A 12,309-nucleotide genomic window follows, 5' to 3' on the forward strand; every position below is an offset into this window, starting at 1 on the left:
TGTGCGGAAGCGGCGCCCGGGCCACCATTGCCGCCTCGCAGCTCATGCGGAAGGGCTTCTCGAACGTCGATGTCTATATCGGCTCGATGAAGGCGTGGAGCGCAGCGGGAAAGCCGACCACCAGCTGACCGGGCTCGAAATTCCCCGCAGCCACCATATATCGATACCCGCTACGGGGTACTCTTCATGAAAACTGACACCAAGGACGCCGCAATCAGGAGACTGGCCCGGATCGAGGGCCAGGTCCGCGGCATATCGAAGATGGTGGCGGAAGATCGCTACTGCATCGACGTGATCCGCCAGGTCCAGGCGATCAAGGCGGCCCTCTCCGGCCTCGAACAGGTCGTGCTGGAGGATCACATCGATACATGTGTGGCAGACGCCCTGACCTCAGAGGATGCCGAAGACCGGCGCGCGAAGGTCGATGAACTCGTCGCCGTTCTCGGCGGCCGCAAGAAGTAGGCCTTTCGGACGACTTCGGTCGCCAGCTTCTCTCTTCCCAAATCAACGGCATAGCGACAGGCACAAAAAAGGCGGCGCCCTTGTGAGCGCCGCCTTCTGATGTCTGGCTGCGGCGGGGCCCTCCCCGCCGGTCAGCTTATTTCTCCAGGTCGTAGCGGTCGGCTTCCATGACCTTGACCCAGGCCTTCACGAAGTCGTTGACGAACTTCCTGTCGGCATCGGACTGGGCATAGACTTCCGCCAGGGCGCGAAGCTGCGAGTTGGAGCCGAAGACCAGGTCGGCGCGCGACGCGGTCCACTTCAGTTCGCCCGAGCTACGGTCACGCCCCTCATAGAGGTGGTCGTTGGTCTCCGACTGCTTCCAGGCCGTACCCATGTCGAGCAGGTTCTTGAAGAAGTCATTGGTCAGCTGGCCTTCACGCGTGGTGAAGACGCCGTGCTTCTCGCCATTATAGTTGGCCCCGAGCACGCGCATCCCGCCAACAAGCACCGTCATTTCCGGCGCCGACAGGGTCAGCAGGCTGGCGCGGTCGACCATCAGCTCCTCGGCCGGAACGGTGAGGAAGTCTTCCTTCACATAGTTCCGGAACGCATCGGCATACGGCTCCAGCGGCTCGAAGGATTCAGCATCCGTCATCTCGTCGGTGGCGTCGGTGCGCCCCGGCGTGAACGGCACGGTGATGTCGTGACCGGCATCCTTGGCGGCCTTCTCGACACCGGCAGAACCGGCAAGCACGATCAGGTCAGCCAGCGAAACCTTCTTGCCGCCCGACTGGGCGTCGTTGAAGGCCGACTGGATGCCTTCCAGCGTGGAGATCACGCGGGAGAGGGTCTGAGGCTCGTTGACTTCCCAGTCTTTCTGCGGCGCAAGACGGACACGGGCGCCATTGGCACCGCCGCGCTTGTCGGACCCGCGGAAAGAGCCTGCAGAGGCCCAGGCCGTCTTGACCAGGTCGGAAACCGAGAGGCCGGAGGCGAGGATCTTCGCTTTCAGGTCGGCGATGTCACCGGCATCGACCAGCTCATGGTCGACCGGCGGCACCGGGTCCTGCCAGATCAGGTCTTCTTCCGGCACTTCCGGGCCGAGATAGCGGACCTTGGGGCCCATGTCGCGGTGGGTCAGCTTGAACCAGGCGCGGGCGAACGCATCGGCGAACTCCTGCGGGTTGTCCATGAAGCGGCGGGAGATCTTGTTGTAGATCGGATCTTCGCGCATCGCCATATCGGCGGTGGTCATGATCGTGATCTGCTTCTTGGACGGGTCATGGGCCTTCGGCGCCATGTCCTCTTCCTTCACGTCCTTGGGCTGCCACTGATAGGCGCCGGCCGGGCTCTTGGTGAGCTCCCAGTCATAGCCGAACAGCATGTGGAAATAGCCCATGTCCCACTTGGTCGGGTTCGGCGTCCATGCGCCCTCGATGCCCGAGGTGATGGTGTCATCGCCGATACCGGTGCCGTGGGTGCTGGCCCAGCCGAGGCCCTGGCCGGTGATGTCGTTGCCTTCCGGCTCCGCACCGACAAGGCCGGCATCGCCAGCGCCGTGGCACTTACCGAAGGTGTGACCGCCCGCCGTCAGGGCGACGGTTTCCTCGTCATTCATGGCCATGCGGGCGAAGGTCTCGCGGATGTCCTTGCCGGATGCGATCGGATCGGGATTGCCGTCCGGGCCTTCCGGATTGACGTAGATGAGACCCATCTGGACAGCGGCCAGCGGGTTCTCGAGCGCTCGGCCCTCGCTGTAGCGGCTGTTTTCGTCGCTGCTGTCAGCGAGCCATTCCTGCTCGGTGCCCCAATAGACTTTCTCCGGCTCATAGACGTCTTCGCGGCCACCGGCGAAGCCGAAGGTCTTGAAGCCCATATCCTCTAGCGCGACGTTGCCGGCGAGGATCATCAGGTCAGCCCAGGAGAGCGAATTGCCGTACTTCTGCTTGATCGGCCAGAGCAGGCGGCGGGCCTTGTCGAGGTTGGCGTTGTCAGGCCAGGAGTTGAGCGGCGCAAAGCGCTGCTGGCCGGAGCCGGAGCCGCCACGGCCATCGCCAATCCGGTAGGTGCCGGCCGAGTGCCAGGCCATGCGGATCATGAACGGGCCATAGTGGCCATAGTCAGCCGGCCACCATTCCTGAGACGTGTTCAGCGCCTCGGCGATGTCAGCCTTGACCGCCTTCAGGTCCAGCTTCTTGAACGCTTCGGCATAGTCGAAGTCCGGATCCATCGGATCGCCAGCCGGGTGATTGGCGTGGAGAATGTCCAGGTTCAGCAGCTTCGGCCACCACTCCTTGTTGCCGGGGCCCCTGAACGTGAAGTGTCTCTCGTTTCCGCCCGTTACCGGGCATTTCAGATCATCAGCCATGGTCGCTCCATTCTTGGCAAGTGTGAATTCTGACCTGTCGATATCACCTCCCCATCCATCGAACAAATCGATTTCATGAGGGGATACTATTGACGTTTGCTATGGCTTAGCGCCACAGCGCGAACAGGGTCTGAGGTGGGCCGCCATGGCCCCTGCAGCAACCACCGCAGACGGGACTATCCACGGAAAGTTTTGTAATGCCGCTAGCCGAGGGCCAGCTCCATGAAGACCGAATGCGGGTCATCGACATAGCCCTCGAAGGGGCCGCGATAGGTAAAGCCGGCGCGTTCATAAAGCTTGCGGGCCGGATAGAAGGTGTCCTGGCTGCCGGTTTCCAGCAGCAGGCGTGTGTAATAGCGCGCACGCGCCTCGGCGATGATATGGCTCAGCATTCGCTGGCCAAGCCCGCCTTTCCGGAACTGGGCCACGGTATGCATCGACTTGATCTCGCCTGACTTTCCGTCCGAGAGCGCCTTCAGCGCGCCGCAGCCGATCAGCAGACCGTTCTCGCGCATTTCCCAAACGGTCATCTGCGGGGTCTTCAGCCCATCAATCAGCAACGCATGCGAGCTTTCCGGCGGGGTCGTCTCGAGCATCAGGGCCTTGTGTGCCTCGATCAGGCTCGTGAATTCCTCAGCATCAAGGTCGGCCAGCTCAATAATGACGCTCATGGCGTCAATGTCGCGCAAGGGAGAGGCACGTCAAGATAATCTCGACGACCTCATGGGGCATGCGTTCATCCAGCGCTCATGCAGACCTCGATAAGCTCTTGCGAAGACAGCAAAAAACAGCAAGTCTGGAGACATGGTGAGGGGGCAAGGGATGAAACTGAGGGCTGGCACGGGCGCTATCGCACTAAGCGTTCTGGCGGGATGCACGACCGCCGAACTCGAGGCGATTTCCGCCGGACTCAGCCAGGGCATGGCCGAAGCCGCCTACACATCGTCCTATAACAATACGTCCGCCCCTTACGGCCCCTCGGCCTATGGCTATTCCGGGCCCTACTGGTCACCGAACACGTTCAGTAGCTATGGCGGCTGGCCATCGAGCTACTCCTATGGCGACTGGGTCGGCTACGGCCAGTGCCGCAACACCGGCTCATTCTATACCTGCGACACCAATGGCGATGGCTATGCCGACATGTACGGCAACACCGATGACGGCTCTTATGCCTCATCCTCCCTGCGCGTGAACGGGCGCGGCGAGGCCTTTACCTGGGGCTCCGATTGCGGTTGCTGGGAACGCAACCGCGCCTATGACGGCCCGCGCCAACCAGACGAGGTCGTGATTTACGATGGCGATTAGGAACTGTCCGCCCGTTCAGGCGCTTGCATCGCGATGAAACGCTGGATCAGTTTCTTGCGCGGGGTGAATGTCGGTGGCGGAAACCGCCTGCCGATGAAGGAGTTCCGTGCCGTGCTCGAAGAGGCCGGCTACGAGAATGTCGAGACCTATATCCAGAGCGGCAATATCGTCTTCGACTCAAGCCATGAGAATTACTGGGACGTCTCCAGCGACCTCACCGAACTGCTGCGCGAGCATTTCGACATTACGCCGCGCGGCCATGTCTACGCGCCGACGGACCTCAAGCGGATGATCCAGCTCAACCCCTTCCGCGAGGAGGGTTTGGAAACACCGAAAACGGTCCACTTCTTTTTCCTGTCGGAGCCCGCCAAGGACGCCGACCTCGCCGCGCTGGAAGAATTGAAGGCGCACAATGAAGCCTTCGAACTGACCGACGAGGCTTTCTACTTGCTGGCCCCGGATGGCATCGGCCGCTCGAAGCTGGTCGAGAAGCTGGACCGGACGCTCGGCGTTCCGATGACGGGCCGCAACATGCGCACCGTCTACAAGGTCGCGGCACTGGCGGGCCTCGAGGTCGAGGACATCTAGGCGGTGTCCAGCTTCGCTTTCATCTTCTTGTTCTCCTTGAACATCTCCGTCATCGCGTTGAACACGCCCTCCTCATAATAGGTTAGCAGTGGCAGCGTCTTGCGATTGATATCGAACGCTTCAGCATAGTGGTCGATCACCGTGTCGCTGTCGGACATGTACTGGTCCGGCCCGGTTTCAACGGCGGGAAAGCTCGATTCCGTGCCGGACTTCTTGAGGATCTTTTTTGCCTCATCGTAGGCAGGCGTCCCCTCTTCCACGACCTCGAAGCGAAAGCGGTCAGCCAGGCCGGCTTCGGCGAGGAAGATGCGGAATTTCAGGCTGAACGGGCAATCGAGCTTCAGGATCACGCGGGGTGTAAAATCATCGGATTGCGGCATGATTAGCTCCTTGCGCTTTCAGAAGAGACTCTCCGCACGCCTGTCTTGTTCCCACAGAATGCGTGTCAGTGCGCCTTGCGACTCAATCTGACAGGCCATTCATGCCCCAGTCAGGTGGAACTCATTAACCTGGGCACCATGACACATTCCGCAAAGCAAACGATGAGCGGCCGGAAGACGCGTGGATGGAAACGGGTTGGCGCGATGCTCGGCATCTTCTCTGCCGGCCTTCTGGCGACCGGCTGTGTGAGCGGCTACGGCTATTATGACGACCCGTACTATTACGATGACGGGTATTATGAAGAGGGCTATTACGCGCCCGGCTACTATTCCGACCCGCAATACGGCTACAGCCGTAGTGAGGTCTATATCTACCCGAACACCCGCCAGTACACCCATGACCGCAACAGGCATCGCGGCAAGGCCAAGGGTGACCGGCATCACCGCGGAGATCGACATCATCGTGGAGATCGCCACCAGAGGGGTGACCGCCACCACAGGGGAGACCGCGACAGAGGGGATCGGGGTGACCGCCACCGCGACCCGCGCCATACCGGCCACCGCAGAGACCGTGATGGAGACCGGCGCGGCTGGAACAATCAGGGCCGTCGCGGCGATGACGGCCATCGCGGCCAGGGGCACCGCTCCGACCGTTCAGATGCCAATAACCGGCGAGACAGGGGCGACAACCGCCATCGGGGCCGGCGTGACCGGGCCGATGGCAACCAGCAGTCGCGTCCGCCCCGCCAGCGGTCTCAGCAGGCCCGAAGCCAGCAGAACGAGCGTCAGCGCAGGAGCCAGCGCGGCAAGGAAGAGCTGCGCGGCAACCGGAGCATCACCAAGCCGACACATCATCAGTAAGTCTGTTGGAAGCCGGTAGGCCTTATCCGGCGAGGCCGAGAATTTCGGCGCGCAGCTCCGGCAGGCCCCAGCCCTTCTCGGCAGACGTCACGCGGATGACCGGGTGGGCAGCCGCCCGCTTGGCCAGCACCGCCTCGACCTTGGCCTTCGTGTTGTCGGCCTCGGTCTTCTTGATCTTGTCGGCCTTGGTCAGCACGACCTGGTAGGTGACCGCTGAGGAATCCAGCATGTCCATCACCTCGGTATCGGTGTCCATGATCCCGCGGCGGCTATCGATCAGCAGGAAGACACGGCGGAGATTCACCCGCCCCCGCAGGTAGCGCAGCGTCAGACGCTGCCATTCCTGCGCCTGCGTGCGCGAGACCTTGGCATAACCGAAGCCCGGCAGGTCGACGAGCCACATCCGGCCTTCGCCAAGATCGAAGTAATTGAGCTCCCGCGTCCGGCCCGGCTCCGAAGAGGCGCGCGCCAGGTTCTTGCGGTTGAGCAGCCCGTTGATCAGCGAGGACTTGCCGACATTCGAGCGCCCGGCAAAGGCGATCTCCGGCCGGTCGGCCTCCGGAAGCTGTGAGAGTGCGGCGGCGCCGAGCACGAAGTCGCAAGGCCCCGCGCACAGCACGCGCGCAGCCTCCAGCGTTTCTTCGTCAAACTCGGGTGTCTCGCTCACTCAAGCGTCTTCCTTCTTGCGGCCCAGCAGGCGCCCGATGAGCTTGTCGAGCTCGGTCTCGACGCCATTGCGCCGCATGATGAAGTATTGCTGGATCAGCGACAGGGTGTTCGACCACACCCAGTAGAGCACGAGGCCCGCGGCAAACCCGGCAAAGACGAACATGAAGATGAGCGGCAGGAAGCGCATGATCATCTTCTGCGTCGGATCGGTCGGCGGCGGCGACAGCGCCTGGATGGCGGTCATGGTGACGCCGTAGAGGATCGGCAGGATGCCAATGCCAAGCACCAGGCCGATGATCGGGAGCGCCTTGATGTCAGCTGCTGCCCAAGGCAGCAGGCCGAACAGGTTGCCGATCGCCGTCGGGTCTGGCGAGGACAGGTCGCTGATGTACCAGAAGGGCGCGTGGCGCATCTCGATGGTGACGTAGAGCACCTTGTAGAGCGCGAAGAAGACAGGGATGGTCAGCAGGATCGGGATACACCCGGCAATCGGGTTCGCCTTTTCGCGCTGGTAGAGCTTCATGACCTCCTGCTGGCGGCGCTGCGGATCGGCGGCAAAGCGCTCCTGGATCTCCTTCATCGGTTCGGCGAGCTTCTTCATCTTCGCCATCGACTTGTAGGACTGGTTGTAGAGCGGGACGAGCGGCAGGCGCACGAGCACGGTCAGCGCGAGAATGGCGAGACCGAAGGTGCCGAGGTTCTGTTCCAGCCAGTAAAGCAGCGAGAAGAGCGGCTTGGTGATGTAGTAGAGGATATTGCCCCAGTCGATCGCATCCTCGAAGCGCGGCAGGCCGGCCTCCTCGTAATTCTTGAGGACGGTGTATTCCTTCGCGCCGGAGAAAATGCGGTTTTCCGACGTGATTGTCTCGCCCGGCTCAAGGACCCGTCCGGCGCCGGTGGCCGTAACCTGGAAGACGGCGCCGCTTTCGCGCGACAGGCGCTGATAGCGTCCGGCGAACTCGTAGTCCTGCTCGGGGATGAGCGATGTCATCCAGTATTTGTCGGTAAAGCCGAGCCAGCCACCCTCGGACGCACGGCGCACGCCCTGGTCATCGGCCTTCTTCAGGCCCTTGCCCTTTTCGAGGTTCTTGTAGTTGCGCCAGGTCAGTTCGCTGTCGAACACGCCGAGCAGGCCCTGGTGGGCCATGCCGGATGTGCGCGAGGAGCCGGGGTCTGTCGCATCCAGGAATTCTTTCCACTCGCCATGGCGGCGGATGGAGCCGAGCGGGGCCAGCGTGCGGGTTTCGCTGCCTGTATTGGTGATGCGGTCGGTGAAGGTGAACATGTAGTTCTCGTCGACGTGCACCGTCCGTTCGATCGAGACACCATTGCCCTCATAGGTCATGGTCAGCGGGGAGTCCGTGCTCAGTGTACGGTTCCCCTCCACCTGCCAGCGCGTGGCAGGCCCGGCGACCGGCGTATTCCCGTCAAACCAGTACCAGCCGGCATAATAGCCATACTGCGCATTGGTCGGGCGCAGCAGGCGAAGCTCGTTGACCTTCTCGACCGTGGTGTAGTGATCTTTCAGCTGCAGGTCATCGAGAAGCCCGCCGGTGAGACGGATCGAGCCACTGACGCGGTCGCCGTCGAACCCGACACGCGGATTGGCGTCCAGCGCCTCCTCGACGGAGGGCGCGAGTTCGATGGCGGGCTGGCTTTCGTCGATCGTGCCCGGCTCGACGCCGGCCTTCTGCTGCTCGGCCTGCTCCTGGGCTTCCAGGCGCTCCTGCTGCTCCGGATTGACGATGAAGGCCTGATAGCCAAACACGAAAGCAATCATCAGCACCATCGCGATGATGAAGTTTCGCTGGTCCTGCGGGTCCATCCCCTGGTTCATGTCGTCTTGTCCGTGATCTTTACATACTAAAAAAGGGTCAGGCCGTGCCCGACCCCTGTCTCAAGGATGCCGCGAGGCTTATCAGCGCGCTTTCCATATCGTCAAGCAAGCGCTGCCAGTCGATCCCGGCCGTATCCATGCGGGCGATGAAGACATAGTCGGCCCCCGGTACGCCGAGACGCGGCAGAAGCTCGCGGGCAGCCGCCTTGAGCCGGCGCCGGGCCCTGTTGCGCTTCACGGCATTGCCGGTCTTCTTGGTAGCGGTGAAACCCTCGCCGATATGCAGCCTGTCATCCCCGCGCAGGCGCGCCTGGATGACGAGGCCCTTCCGGCGCTCGGACAATCCGCCGCGCACAAAAAGAAACTGAGGCCGCACGGTGAGCCGTACGACCTCAGCTTTGGATTCGTCTGTCCTTGCCATGGGGGTCACCCCATCAGGCGCAGCAAAAGCGCGCTCAGGCAGAGAGTCTCTTGCGGCCCTTGGCGCGACGGCGGGCGAGCACCTTGCGGCCATTCTTGGTGGCCATGCGGGAGCGGAAGCCGTGGCGGCGTGCGCGCTTCAGGCGGCTGGGCTGAAATGTACGTTTCATGGGCTTACGCCTTGATTGTGTTATTGACCGAATTCGGAAACCGCGGCTGATACAGCCACAGACCAGCCGGGTCAAGGCTGTGATGCCAGTCTCCGGCACTCACGCGAGTGTGATGGCGTTGTGCCGCGACGTGACGTGTTTTGCAAGCCGGTCACGTCTATATCGCGGGCATGATGACACCATCGCTCGCCTCCTTTTCGCCGTTACGCATTGCGCTTGTCCTGCTGGCCTTCGCCCTCTCCGGCGCAGCTGCTCACGCCAAAGCAGGCGAGGTCTCGCATGATGGCTGGGGCGCGCTTCTGGAGCGCTATGTCGTGGCCAGCGAGGACGGGGTGAACCGGGTGGACTATGCCGCGCTGAAGGACAGCCGCGCCGACCGCGACCAGCTCAACCGCTACATTGCCCAGTTCGCCGGTCTCGATTTCTCCACCCTGTCGCGCGACGAACAATTCGCCGCCTGGGCCAATCTCTATAATGCAGTGACGGTGCGCTACATCGTGAACACGTATCCGAGATCCACGATCAAGCCTTGGTACTCGACCGGGCCGTGGAAGAAGATCACCGTCACGGCCAATGGCGGGGAGATTTCGCTCGACGGCATCGAACATGATGTGCTGCGGGTGGAATGGTCGGACGATCCACGCCTGCACTATGCCATCAACTGTGCCTCCTATGGCTGTCCAAACCTGCGCCGGGACCCATGGCGGGCCGCGACGCTGGACGAGGATCTGGACGCCGCCGCCCGCGCCTATATCAACCATCCACGCGGCGTGACCGTGCTCAGGCGCGGGCTTCGCGTCTCCTCCATCTATGACTGGTTCCGCGAGGATTTCGGTGGCAGCGAGGCGGGTGTCATTGCCCATCTCCTCGACTATGCCGACCCGGCACTGGCCGATGAGATCCGCGCAAACCCGGATATCCGCGATCATGAATATGACTGGTCGCTCAATGATACAGACCAGTAAGCGACGCGCAGAAGATATCCATGAAAGGAACCGGGCCCATGTCCGACACTGATGAGAAGACACAAGGCCGGTCGATCTGGATCAGGCTGTGGCCCGTCTATGTAATCGCCGCAGGCCTGCTGGCTGCGTGGCTGTTCGGCGTGTTCGACTATCTCTCGCTCGACACCCTGCAGGCGCATAACAGCACGCTCCAGGCCTTCGTCGCCGAGCACCTCGTCATCGCCTTCATTGTCTACATTCTCGTCTATGCAGCAGCCACGGCCTTCATGCTGCCGGGCTCGGTCTTTACGATTGCGGGCGGACTGCTCTTCGGGCTGGCAGGCGGGTCTGTCGCGACCGTTATCGGCGCCACAGCCGGGGCGAGCATCCTCTTCTTTGCCGCCCGCACATCGCTCGGCAAGGCCATGAACGAACGCGCAGGAAAGCTGGTCCGCCGGCTGGAAGGCGGCTTCAAGGAAGACGCCATCTTCTACATGTTCTCGCTGCGCCTCTTGCCGGTTGTCCCGTTCAACGTGGCGAACGTCGTCCCGGCGCTGCTGGGCGCCAAATACAGGGAATATGCGTTCACCACGGCACTCGGTATCGTTCCGGGCGTTCTCGCCTATACGTGGATCGGCGCCAGCCTCGGTGCGACGTTCGATGCTGGCGAGACGGAAAACCTTTTCGACGTCGTGAAGAATTTCATTCCGGCGCTGGCTGCGCTGGGGATCGTTGCGCTGCTCCCGGTGGCGTACAGGAAAATTGCCGGACGCAAGGCCGCCCGGCTTGAGGAAGCGGCAAAATGACCGATGAACAGCCGACACAGCAAGAGCCCCGTATCGTGGAGACGGAGACCGGCACACCGGGCGATACACCGGAGCGCGAGCCTCGCAGACTGAAGGCTGACCTCGTCGTCATCGGCGCTGGTTCTGGCGGCCTGTCGGCGGCGGCGGGCGCGGCCATGCTGGGCCTCGATGTCGTCCTGTTCGAGAGAGGCGAAATGGGTGGAGACTGCCTGAACTCAGGCTGCGTCCCGTCCAAGGCCCTGATATCTGCCGCGAAATACGCAGCAGCAGCACGCGAGAGCGAAGCCTATGGCATCACCTCCGGCGAGCCCCGTACAAACTGGCCCAAGGTCCAGGCCCATATCCGCAAGGCCATCGACACGATCGCGCCCGTCGACAGCCAGGAAAGGTTCGAAGGCCTCGGCGTCACTGTCATCCGCGAGCATGCGCACTTTACCAATCCGCATACCGTCGCCTCTGAAAGCGCCATCGTCACGGCAAAGCGTATCGTCATCGCAACCGGGTCACGCCCGGCGGTTCCGCCTGTACCGGGCCTGAACGATATCGACTACCTTACTAACGAGACCATTTTCGACATTCCGGAACTGCCTGAGCATCTTGTCGTCCTCGGCGCCGGGCCGATCGGCATGGAAATGGCGCAGGCCTTCCGTCGCCTCGGGTCTGACGTGACCGTGATCGAAATGGGCCGTGTGCTTGCCCGCTCTGACGAGGAACATGCCGCCCTCGCCGCGCGCGCCCTGCGGGAAGAAGGCGTCACGATCCTTGATCACCACAAGGCCGCCCAAATCTCCAATCAGAGCGGTCTTGTCTGCGTGGAGGCCGAAGGGCCGGACGGCACCACATCCGTTCGGGGCACACACCTGCTCGTCGCCACAGGCCGCACACCGGTCACGGATGGCATGGCGCTGGAAGCTGGCGATGTCGAACACGACCAGTACGGCATCAAGGTCTCCGACAAGCTGCGCTCGATCTCCAACAAACACGTCTGGGCGCTCGGCGATGTCGCCGGCAAGGGCCAGTTCACGCATCTGGCCGGCTGGCACGCCTCTGTTCTGGTGCGCCGGGCTTTCTTCAAGCAGGGCTCGACCTCGTCTTCCCTGCCCCTGCCCGCCGTCACCTATACATCGCCGGAAGTCGCGCAGGTTGGCCTGACCGAGCAGGAGGCCCGTGACAAGTATGGCGAGTCTGTCTCCATCAGCGAGTTCAGCTTCGACGAGAATGACCGCGCCATCGCAGAGGGCAAAACCGAAGGCGGCTGCAAGCTCGTCCTCAACAAGGGCAAGCTGGTCGGCGCCTCGATTGTGGGGGAAGGCGCAGGCGATATCATCCAGATCGTCGGCTACGCCATGTCGAACAAGATGAAGCTCACCTCGCTCACCAACTTCATCTCGCCTTATCCGACACGCGCCGAAGTCGTGAAGCGGGCGGCCAGCGCACACTTCCAGGATGCCGTCTTCGGCAAGCCCGCCAAGACGCTTGTAAGCTTGCTTCAGCGCATTCTCTGACTTATCTGCGCA

At 62.4% G+C, this 12,309-nt stretch carries 15 protein-coding genes; 8 read left to right on the top strand and 7 right to left on the bottom strand.

Annotated features, from left to right (window positions below):
• Both Q1K29_RS18530 and Q1K29_RS17015 read left to right on the top strand, forming a co-directional pair.
• On the top strand, positions 1-128 hold a 128-nt coding region (locus Q1K29_RS18530; RefSeq protein ID WP_366524230.1), incomplete at its 5' end, for a rhodanese-like domain-containing protein.
• A gap of 58 nt (positions 129-186) precedes the next feature.
• Positions 187-462: a metal-sensitive transcriptional regulator gene (locus Q1K29_RS17015; protein WP_300396447.1), complete on the top strand. Its 276-nt coding sequence runs from the start codon at positions 187-189 to the stop codon at positions 460-462.
• 136 nt (positions 463-598) lie between these two features.
• On the opposite strand, the gene katG is transcribed toward Q1K29_RS17015, so the two are convergent.
• Both katG and Q1K29_RS17025 read right to left on the bottom strand, forming a co-directional pair.
• A complete protein-coding gene (katG, locus tag Q1K29_RS17020; protein WP_300396449.1) occupies positions 599-2,812 on the bottom strand; it encodes a catalase/peroxidase HPI in 2,214 nt (737 codons plus the stop codon).
• A 203-nt stretch (positions 2,813-3,015) separates the two neighbouring features.
• Positions 3,016-3,483 (bottom strand): GNAT family N-acetyltransferase, encoded by a 468-nt coding sequence (locus tag Q1K29_RS17025; protein ID WP_300396451.1) that lies wholly within the window; start codon positions 3,481-3,483, stop codon positions 3,016-3,018.
• 151 nt (positions 3,484-3,634) lie between these two features.
• On the opposite strand from Q1K29_RS17025, the gene Q1K29_RS17030 reads away from it, so the two are divergent.
• The gene (locus Q1K29_RS17030) at positions 3,635-4,117 is read left to right on the top strand and encodes a hypothetical protein (protein WP_300396452.1); all 483 of its coding nucleotides are present in this window, start codon (positions 3,635-3,637) and stop codon (positions 4,115-4,117) included.
• Between the two features lie 33 nt (positions 4,118-4,150).
• Positions 4,151-4,705: a DUF1697 domain-containing protein gene (locus Q1K29_RS17035; protein WP_300396453.1), complete on the top strand. Its 555-nt coding sequence runs from the start codon at positions 4,151-4,153 to the stop codon at positions 4,703-4,705.
• Here Q1K29_RS17035 and Q1K29_RS17040 read toward each other — a convergent pair.
• On the bottom strand, positions 4,702-5,085 hold the full coding sequence (locus tag Q1K29_RS17040) for a glutathione S-transferase N-terminal domain-containing protein (RefSeq protein WP_300396454.1): 384 nt from the start codon (positions 5,083-5,085) through the stop codon (positions 4,702-4,704). The genes Q1K29_RS17035 and Q1K29_RS17040 overlap by 4 nt on opposite strands.
• 162 nt (positions 5,086-5,247) lie before the next feature.
• Between Q1K29_RS17040 and Q1K29_RS17045 the strand changes: the two genes are divergently transcribed.
• Positions 5,248-5,946, top strand: coding sequence for a hypothetical protein (locus Q1K29_RS17045; RefSeq protein ID WP_300396455.1), 699 nt, complete (start codon positions 5,248-5,250; stop codon positions 5,944-5,946).
• A 22-nt stretch (positions 5,947-5,968) separates the two neighbouring features.
• Here the strand turns inward: Q1K29_RS17045 and yihA are convergent, their stop codons facing one another.
• Genes yihA through rpmH form a run of 4 tightly spaced genes read right to left on the bottom strand, consistent with a single transcriptional unit; the run spans position 5,969 to position 9,042 of the window.
• The gene (gene yihA / locus Q1K29_RS17050; RefSeq protein ID WP_300396456.1) at positions 5,969-6,613 is read right to left on the bottom strand and encodes a ribosome biogenesis GTP-binding protein YihA/YsxC; all 645 of its coding nucleotides are present in this window, start codon (positions 6,611-6,613) and stop codon (positions 5,969-5,971) included.
• On the bottom strand, positions 6,614-8,452 hold the full coding sequence (gene yidC, locus Q1K29_RS17055; RefSeq protein ID WP_300396457.1) for a membrane protein insertase YidC: 1,839 nt from the start codon (positions 8,450-8,452) through the stop codon (positions 6,614-6,616).
• A gap of 37 nt (positions 8,453-8,489) precedes the next feature.
• A complete protein-coding gene (gene rnpA, locus Q1K29_RS17060) occupies positions 8,490-8,873 on the bottom strand; it encodes a ribonuclease P protein component (RefSeq protein WP_300396458.1) in 384 nt (127 codons plus the stop codon).
• 34 nt (positions 8,874-8,907) lie between these two features.
• Positions 8,908-9,042 carry a 50S ribosomal protein L34 gene (rpmH, locus tag Q1K29_RS17065; RefSeq protein WP_018148127.1) on the bottom strand — a complete coding sequence of 45 codons (135 nt, stop codon included), beginning with the start codon at positions 9,040-9,042 and terminating at the stop codon, positions 8,908-8,910.
• A 170-nt stretch (positions 9,043-9,212) separates the two neighbouring features.
• Between rpmH and Q1K29_RS17070 the strand changes: the two genes are divergently transcribed.
• From Q1K29_RS17070 to Q1K29_RS17080, 3 genes are read left to right on the top strand one after another with little or no spacing between them, the layout of a single operon-like run.
• Positions 9,213-10,007 (top strand): DUF547 domain-containing protein, encoded by a 795-nt coding sequence (locus Q1K29_RS17070; RefSeq protein ID WP_300396459.1) that lies wholly within the window; start codon positions 9,213-9,215, stop codon positions 10,005-10,007.
• A gap of 38 nt (positions 10,008-10,045) precedes the next feature.
• Complete coding sequence (locus Q1K29_RS17075) at positions 10,046-10,792, top strand: TVP38/TMEM64 family protein (RefSeq protein WP_300396460.1); 747 nt, start codon at positions 10,046-10,048, stop codon at positions 10,790-10,792.
• Positions 10,789-12,297 (top strand): FAD-dependent oxidoreductase, encoded by a 1,509-nt coding sequence (locus tag Q1K29_RS17080; protein ID WP_300396461.1) that lies wholly within the window; start codon positions 10,789-10,791, stop codon positions 12,295-12,297. Before Q1K29_RS17075 ends, Q1K29_RS17080 begins: the two co-directional genes overlap by 4 nt.
• The last annotated feature ends 12 nt before the right edge of the window (positions 12,298-12,309 follow it).

It is taken from the genome of Henriciella sp. (genome assembly GCF_029937755.1).
Classification (GTDB): Bacteria; Pseudomonadota; Alphaproteobacteria; order Caulobacterales; family Hyphomonadaceae; genus Henriciella.